At 43.3% G+C, this 8,563-nt stretch carries 5 protein-coding genes and 1 riboswitch; all 5 genes read right to left on the minus strand.

All coding sequences use genetic code 11. The features are described 5' to 3' along the window. Positions 1 to 102 precede the first annotated feature (102 nt). Positions 103 to 1,842, minus strand: a complete 1,740-nt coding sequence (atzF, locus tag COD92_RS31195; RefSeq protein ID WP_098532491.1) for an allophanate hydrolase — start codon at positions 1,840 to 1,842, stop codon at positions 103 to 105. Further along, positions 1,802 to 5,461, minus strand: coding sequence for an urea carboxylase (gene uca / locus COD92_RS31200; protein WP_098532490.1), 3,660 nt, complete (start codon positions 5,459 to 5,461; stop codon positions 1,802 to 1,804). Before uca ends, atzF begins: the two co-directional genes overlap by 41 nt. Before the next feature lie 20 nt (positions 5,462 to 5,481). Beyond that, positions 5,482 to 6,132, minus strand: coding sequence for an urea amidolyase associated protein UAAP2 (locus COD92_RS31205; RefSeq protein WP_098532489.1), 651 nt, complete (start codon positions 6,130 to 6,132; stop codon positions 5,482 to 5,484). Further along, positions 6,132 to 6,869, minus strand: coding sequence for an urea amidolyase associated protein UAAP1 (locus tag COD92_RS31210; protein WP_098532488.1), 738 nt, complete (start codon positions 6,867 to 6,869; stop codon positions 6,132 to 6,134). Before COD92_RS31210 ends, COD92_RS31205 begins: the two co-directional genes overlap by 1 nt. Positions 6,870 to 6,923: 54 nt before the next feature. Next, positions 6,924 to 7,029, minus strand: a riboswitch (guanidine-I (ykkC/yxkD leader). Between the two features lie 101 nt (positions 7,030 to 7,130). Beyond that, positions 7,131 to 8,483 (minus strand): APC family permease, encoded by a 1,353-nt coding sequence (locus tag COD92_RS31215; RefSeq protein WP_098532492.1) that lies wholly within the window; start codon positions 8,481 to 8,483, stop codon positions 7,131 to 7,133. Between the last annotated feature and the right edge of the window lie 80 nt (positions 8,484 to 8,563).

Raw genomic sequence — 8,563 nt, forward strand, 5'->3', positions numbered from 1 at the left:
CTCGAGGTCATGAGCCAATCCGTCCAAAAGGTTAAAAAGCAACGTTTCGGCCAGCTGGTCTTATGCTTGTCGGGGCTGTTCAAGGCGCTTGCGCTTTTGTTCTTATAAATAGCGCCAGCCGCCAGTATACGAAATATCTTCGGCATCTTCCTCAGCGATTGCCTCACAAACAAATCCCAATACTTCGGTGCCATCTTCGAGTTCAACCTTCCCAAGTCCTAGTGGGGAAGGGATTAATGTTGCAAAAGATCCAAGCTCTGACAATGGCATTTCCCATAACTCCAGTTCAATTGAAACTCCCGAACCATTTGTTCGGATTAAACCCGGTTTTGGAGGAAGAGAGGGTAACTTAACCATTTTGTATTTACCAGCTGTTTTGGCTTCTCGAACAAATACAGCGCCATGACCCTTCATTTGTTTTTCCAGCGCATAGCCTCTCATGTGAAGACCACAAACCGCAACTAGCGTAGTAGCTTTATTAACAGATGAACGAACACCATTCAAAAATAAATCTGATAGACCAGAAATCAAGTGTTCATTCACATTACTTGAGAACATCGTAATTCCAAACGGAAGATTTTCCGCAGCATCATCACATGGTACCGCGATCGCACACAGGTCTAAAAGATTACAATGATTCGTGTAAAGTCCCATTTTGCTATTGGTCTCAATTGGATTTTCCCGTACTTGTTCTCTTGTCCAGGTACCGCCGGATGTTGGCATAATTAATACGGCATTCTTAAGTTGTTGATGCGCTTTTTGTTTAAATGCTTGCAGTTTGTGAATCGCTTTAAAAACGGAAGCGGCATCGTAATCTGGATTCGCTCCATTGCGAAGCACGGTTTCTGTTACAGGAAAAACAGTCTTTTCGTTTGAATTAATGAAGGAGCCTAAATCCGCCCAGCGCTCCGCCACCCACGGGCCATCATATAAAATAGAAGCTGCCTCAGATAAATAACTTCCGTCCATGTATTCAATCGGAATGGAAAGGTGTTTTATTCGATCAACAGCTGACTCCCATGCTTGCCGATATTCCTCAGCAAAGGGTCCGAAAAATTCATGTTCTTCTTTTAATATAAGAATTTTTTCCGGAAGGGCGTTTGTTCGGCGATTTACCTGACGAGACCAAGGATCATTTTCCTCAAACCCTCGGACAACTTCATCCACCATTAATGCATCCGAAAGGCTATTTGCAAAGACTGTAATGCAATCTAGACTTGCGCAAGCAGGAACCAGACCCTTTACCGGCCAAGCTCCAAGACTTGTCTTTAACCCTACTAGTCTATTTAAGGCTGCTGGTACACGACCGGATCCTGCGGTATCTGTGCCTAGAGAAAACGCAGATAGACCACGGGCAACGGAAACTGCAGAACCAGAGCTTGAGCCGCCGCTGATTAGGTCGGGGGAGAGGGCGTTTTTTGTTTCTCCGTAAGGACTGCGTGTACCTACAAGTCCTGTTGCAAATTGATCGAGGTTTGTTTTACCAATTGGAATGGCTCCCGCTTCAATCAAACGCTTCACCACTGTCGCATGCTCAGTTGGAGTGTAGGAATAGTCAGGGCAGCCGGCAGTGGTAGGAACATCTGCCAAATCAATATTATCTTTTATGGCGAAAGGGATTCCCCAGAGCGGTGTTTGCTCTGGGTCCATTTGATTTAATCTTTCAAGATAGGGCTGGATGATCTCCATCGAAGGAGCGGTAATCCAAATATTAAACTCTTTATCTGATTCCGCGCGCTTTACAATTTCCTTGCAAAGAGCTTCAGGCGTAAGTTTTTTAGATTGATAGTTCTTCTTCAACTCATGAATGGACAGCGTTTGTGGCATGTTGATCGTTTGCATGGGCTGCACCTCGCATTTCTTTTGTAATAGAGACAATTAACTGGCCTGCATGAACCTCATCGCCAGGTGAAACATGTATAGAATGAATATATCCATCACATGGAGCCAGCTGTGGAAATTCCATTTTCATACTCTCTTCTATTATTAATGTGTCACCTTTTTTCACTTCATCACCCGGAGTGATAAGTACCTTCCATATGCTTCCCGGAAGGGCGGTGCGAACCCCTTCTGCTCCCTCTGGCAAAACTTCCTCAACCGCTTCAGCTACTTCATGTTCAGAAACAAATTCAGCAAGGCCGTTCTTGCGCCAATTTTCACGCTCCTCACGGAATGCGGCTTGCTGGGTTTCTCGGAAGCTATCCGTGCTTTCTTTGATTGAGTCTAGGAAAGTTAAATAATCGCCAAGCTTAAACGTTGTTTCGATAATATCAACTTCAAAACGGCCCCGTAAAAAGTCCTCTCGCATTTCCAGCAGTTCCTCTGCACTGACCGGATAAAATTGAATTTGGTCAAAGAAGCGAAGCAGCCATGGTTTGTCTGCTTGGAAGCTTCTCGTTTCACGTAGGCGATTCCAAACTTGAACAGTCCGTCCGACAAATTGATAACCTCCAGGGCCTTCCATTCCATATACGCACATATAGGCGCCGCCAATTCCAACAGCATTTTCCGGTGTCCATGTACGGGCAGGATTATATTTAGTCGTCACTAAACGGTGACGGGGATCAACTGGCGTAGCTACTGGAGCCCCGAGATAAACATCACCAAGACCGAGAACAAGGTAATTCGCATCAAAAACGATTCTCTTTACATCATCAATATCATTAAGACCATTTACACGACGGATAAATTCTAAATTGCTAGGGCACCAAGGTGCATCCGGCCGTACATTTTGTTGGTAACGATCGATCGCAAGTCTTGTTGCTGGATCGTCCCATGAAAGCGGCAGACGAACAATACGTGATGGTACTTCCATTTCCTCTAATCGAGGCAGCTTATCATTGATGGATTCGATCATTTCACAAACGGATAAGATCGACATTTTGGTTGAATCAAAATGAACCTGAAGGGAACGAATTCCTGGTGTCAAATCTAAAACTGGAATTGCTCTTTCCGTTTCGATAGCTTCCATTAATGCATGAACCTGAAAACGAAGCAGAAGATCAAGCTCTAAATCACCATATTCTATTAGAACGTTCTCATCTCCAGCAGCACGAATGGTCATTGGGAAATTACCATCTGTATTTCTTTTAAGAATTGGGTAGTCTGTTGAAAATTGTTTAACCTCATCAGGCAAGGAAGGAACTGCAGAAACTATTTGATCATTTGTGCCGACTGCTTCCAGGAATTGTTCCTGCTGTTTACGAAGTTTATCTGCTTCTTCAAGAGTTAGTAACCGGAACTTGATACGGTCGCCCGCATGAAGCTGGCCAATCTTCCAGAATTCAGCTGATGCTGTTGTGACAGGACATACAAAACCACCCAAACTAGGGCCATCAGGTCCAAGTAAAATCGGCATATCACCAGTTAAATCCAGTGTTCCAATCGCATAAGCATTATCGTGTATATTCGATGGATGGAGACCTGCTTCTCCGCCGTCTTCTCGTGCCCAAAGCGGGGCAGGGCCAATTAAGCGGACACCGGTCCGTGAACTATTAAAATGAACTTCCCAGCTTGTATTCGTTAACTGATCTAGGTAATCAGGCAGTAAGAATTCCTCGGTACAATGTGGACCTGGGATTACGCCAATGGTCCAGTTTCGTTCAATAGTAGGCTGTTTTACGGCAGGAAGCCCACTTACTGCAAGAGTTGTACTTTTATTTACGCGTAGTACATCTCCGGTGCGAAGTGCCCGGCCGCCATGACCACCAAATCCACCGAGTGTGAATGTTGATGTACTGCCGAGATGAAGCGGCATATCCAATCCGCCTGCTACTAATAAATAGGTTCGCATGCCGGATGCCGCTTCACCAAAGGACAGTACTTGGCCGCGTTTAACAGTTAGAACCTGATACATTGGAACATCATTTTCATCGAGCTTAGCACTCATATCAGCACCTGTAAGAGCAATCCTCATATCATTGCGGAAGCGATAGGAGCCGCCGCGAAGTGTTAATTCAAGGCCAGCAGCATGATCTTCATTCCCAAGTAATTTATTCCCTATTCTAAAAGAGAACGGGTCCATTGGTCCGCAAGGCGGAACGCCTACATCCCAATGCCCGATACGGCCCGGCCAATCCTGAACAGTTGTCTGAATGCCGCCATCAAGGACTTCTATCGCACGTTCATCCGGGAAGAATTCCTTTAACATTTGCGTATGGACATTGCCTGTTCGGCAATCCTCTTCTTCTAAAAGCGCCTGTATATATTGAAGGTTAGTAGTCACTCCATAAAGGCGAGTTTGTTCAAGGGCTAAGCTTAATTGCTTAATCGCTTCTTCCCGGGATTCTGCGTGAACAATGATTTTCGCAAGCATTGGATCATAAAGGGGAGTGACAACCAGACCATCACGAACCCATGTTTCAATTCGGGCATTGTCTGAAAAATGAACCTTGTCAAGCTGCCCGCCGCTTGGACGAAAATCATTTAAGCAGTCTTCAGCGTAGATACGAGCTTGGATACTGTGTCCATTAGGTGCGGTATATAGTGAATCTAATGAGCGTAATTCACCGGCTGCTTCCCGAACCATCCATTCAACTAAATCAATATTCAACACTTCTTCGGTGACACCGTGTTCCACTTGAAGCCTTGTATTTACTTCAAGAAAGTAAAAACGCTTTTCATCTGGATCATATAAAAATTCGACTGTACCTGCACTGCGGTATCCCACTTCCATGGCTAACCGTTTCGCTGAAGCGAGCATTTCTTCTCTTACGGAAGAGGGGAGACAAGGAGCCGGGCTTTCCTCGACAACTTTTTGATTGCGACGTTGGATTGAGCAATCACGTTCACCGAGTGCTGCGACTTCACCAAACTCGTTTCCAAAAATCTGGACCTCTACATGACGGGCTTTTTGAATGTATTTTTCTAAAAAGACACCGCCGTTATTAAAGTTTGCTTCGGCCAGTCTGCAGACAGAGTCGAATGCCTCGCGGAGGGATATGGAATCCTGGCAAACTCGCATGCCAATCCCGCCACCGCCCGCAGTACTTTTTAACATAACAGGATAACCAATACGTTCAGCCTCTGTTAAGGCAGTAGTTAAATCGGTGATAAGTGAAGTACCTGGAAGGAGGGGAACACTCGCATTGACTGCAATTTCTCGTGCAGAGTGTTTTAATCCAAATAACTCCATTTGTTCAGGTGTTGGTCCGATAAAGGTAATCCCTTTTTCACGGCAGGCACGGGCGAAATCTGCATTTTCACTTAAAAATCCATATCCAGGGTGAATGGCATCTACATGATTGTCTAAAGCCACTTTCAAAATAAGGTCCGCATTTAAGTAGCTGTCTTTAGCAGCCCCTTCACCAATCAAAATAGCTTGGTCTGCAAGGTCCACATGCAGGCTGTCTTGATCGGCTTTCGTATAGACTGCGACAGATTGGATGCCCATCTTTCGCAATGTTCTTTCAATTCGAACGGCAATAGCACCGCGGTTGGCAATTAATATTCTTTTAAACATGATGAGCACTCCTTTAGTTGTTATTTATCCCAAATCAATACTTGAATAGGTGTAGGGTTATAAGCGTTACAAGGGTTGTTAAGCTGCGGGCAGTTACTGATTAAGACGAGCGTTCTGCTGATTGCTTGCAGTTCAACATATTTTCCTGGTGCTGAGACACCATCTTCAAAAGTCAATCCTCCCTCAGGAGTAAGAGGGACGTTCATGAAAAAATTGACATTTGGAGCCAAATCCCGTTTAGTAAAACGGCTATCGTGTTTGGCTAGCTGAAGCATAAAGGTATCGCGGCAATTATGCATTGGCAGAGTATCGTGTGAATATCTAACCGTGTTGCTTTGGGCTGAACAGGCACCGCCAAGTGTGTCGTGACGACCGCATGTATCCGCAACAATTTTTACAAGCTCTTTTCCAGATTCAGATACAAGAACGGAACCTGTTGATAAATAAACATTTCCTTGACGTTGAATGGTGTTGATGGCACTGTAATGGTCAGATGGTTGATCAGCATCGTAAAACAGGGTATCTGCCGCCTGATTTCCTTCTAAATCAACGATTCGAAGGACTTGGCCTGGTTCGAGTGTGTAAATCCAGCCTTCTCCTGCTGGAATGGTTTTGTTGTAAAAGCTATTTTCCATTTTCCTTTCACTGATTGCATGATTTAAAACAGCCATTAGCGGATTCCTCCTTTGGATAATAGAACGTATTCCCATGTATTTTCGAAAGCACGTCTGTTTTCAGGTCGATGATTGAAGCAGGTATCATTTTCTGTCATTGGTTCAGCCTCAGTAATCGTGAATTGAACTGGTACTGATGGGTATGAACGATTTGGGTTCAGCGGATTTGGGGTATTGGATAGCACCAAAATCACATCCATTTCTGTTCGAAGCGTGACCGTGTCACCTTTTTTGCAGTTCTCTGAAACATAATGTAGATCACCTTGATCATCGCAATAAACTTTGGAAAACAGATTAACGACTGTGGAGAGATCTCTAGAGGTTAAACCATTTCGGAAAAGCTCAACCGCAAAGTTTTCTTCGCCGCTTCGGTAATAATTATTTCGTTCGTTTTGATAAGTAGTGATTCCATATTTTTGATTGGTCAATGATCGAGTCGTATATCCTGTAATGGTATCGTGCCAGCCGACCGAATCTTCAATGATGCTCGCTAGTACACGGCCATTGTCGCTCATAAGGACATTCCCTTTCGTGAGATGGGCAGTGTGCTGAGCTTTCAATGTATCGGGCATATTGTAACGTTCGGCAGGATCTTTAGCGTTGTATAAAAGCAGGGAAACATTTGCACTGTCCTCAAGTGCAGTGAAAGTGATCTGCTTTCCCCGACTGATATGCCCTGACCATTTTCCGCCTGCTGGGATGATTTTTGAAATAACGGGTGATATGCTGTTCATGTCATTTTCCTCCTTTGAATAAATAAAAAAGGATAAAAACCATCGAGAGAGTAAATCTCCCAGGCTTTTATCCTTCCGTGTATACAGTAGAAACTGTACGCTATCTCTCGGACCAGTCTTTAAAGATATATCTTTAAACGGAACCCTAGACAGCTATTTGTTTCCAACCCTTGCGGAAACCTTTATTTAAGATGGTTTTAGTATATCGTTTGTTTATTAGATCCAACAACATTTGTGTTAGATTTTCTAACATGGTTTTTACTAATCTATTATTTGATTAACATTTGAGATTGGGTATTTTCTGGTTCTTGCTGCCTCCCATTTCGATTTAATAATTAAGTAAACAAATCCAATCGCTACCCAAATCAATCCGATCATAAGAGTGGTTTTATCAAGTAAGGTAAGGAGCCAACCGATGAAAGCAGCACCAACAAGTGGGAAAACTAGGTACATAAACGTTTCTTTTGGTGACCTTCTTTTTTGCTTAATGTAGTAATGGAAGATGACTGAAAGATTAACAAAGGTAAATGCAGTTAACGCACCAAAACTTACAAATAGAACAGCTGAATCTAGATTAATAAACACAGCGGAAAGCGATATTACCGAAACAAAGATTATGTTGGAAACCGGTGTTTTGTATTTTGGATGAATTGTCGTAAATAATTTTTTGGGTAAAATAGATTCACGCCCAAGAGCAAAAAGGAATCGGCTGACACTTGTAACAGAGGAGACTCCCTGTGTAAAGGTAGCTACGATTAGTACCATAATAAAGATTGAGCTTAATAAGTTACCACCAACAAGCTGAACTAGGCTATATGCCGCATTATCCGGATTTGTAAAAGTGAAATCTGGAAAGGCAATTTGCGATAAATAGGATATAGCAACATACATAACCACTGCAATTATGACTATGAGGTAAATGGCTTTAGGTATCGTTTTCTTGGCTTTGATGGTCTCTTCAGCCATGGTTGTAACAGCATCAAAACCAAGGAAACAGAAGCAGATAAGTGCAGCGCCTGATAGAACTCCGCCAATGGAGAGTTGATCGTTAAAAAAAGGTGCCAAAGAGAAAATAGTGTTAGAGTCTGCTTGACCCGTAATAATATCCTTTGCTACTAAAATACAAAAGAGAATGATGAAAGCTATTTGGAAAAGGACAGATAAACCGCTCACACGTGCCGCTGATTTTATGCCGACAATGTTGACGATGGCAAGGACAATATTCATCACGATAATCCAAACATAGACAGGAATAGAAGGGAATTCGGTATTCATGAATATCCCAAAAGTGAGGATCGCAATGATTGGTGAGAATATATAATCTAACAGAAGAGCCCAGCCAACAAGATAGCCAGCAATCGGGTGGACTGCCTTTTTCGTATAAATATAGGCTGAACCTGAGATTGGATAGGCCTTGACCATTTGACTATAGCTGTAAGCCGTAAAGAAGATAGCAATAAAAGCCGTTACATAAGCCGCTGCTAGCATTCCTCCGGCGGCCTCAAAAGCGACTCCGTAAACAGTGAAATAGATCATTGGTGTCATCCAAGCAAGGCCCATAAAAACAACTTGGTGTAGCGTCAGTGATTTTACAAGTGTTGGGTTTTCATTCATTTTCATCCATCCCTTTCCATCCTTTTTCTGAAAAAGAAAAAGCCCGGGAGAATTTTAAAATTAAAATTCTCCCGGGCTTT

It is taken from the genome of Bacillus sp. AFS037270 (assembly GCF_002585305.1).

What these genes read in the sequence shown, in the direction of transcription:
- atzF (WP_098532491.1), bottom strand. Translation starts at nt 1,842, where the DNA reads ATGCAAACGATCAACATGCCACAAACGCTGTCCATTCATGAGTTGAAG.
- uca (WP_098532490.1), bottom strand. Translation starts at nt 5,461, where the DNA reads ATGTTTAAAAGAATATTAATTGCCAACCGCGGTGCTATTGCCGTTCGA.
- COD92_RS31205 (WP_098532489.1), bottom strand. Translation starts at nt 6,132, where the DNA reads ATGGCTGTTTTAAATCATGCAATCAGTGAAAGGAAAATGGAAAATAGC.
- COD92_RS31210 (WP_098532488.1), bottom strand. Translation starts at nt 6,869, where the DNA reads ATGAACAGCATATCACCCGTTATTTCAAAAATCATCCCAGCAGGCGGA.
- COD92_RS31215 (WP_098532492.1), bottom strand. Translation starts at nt 8,483, where the DNA reads ATGAATGAAAACCCAACACTTGTAAAATCACTGACGCTACACCAAGTT.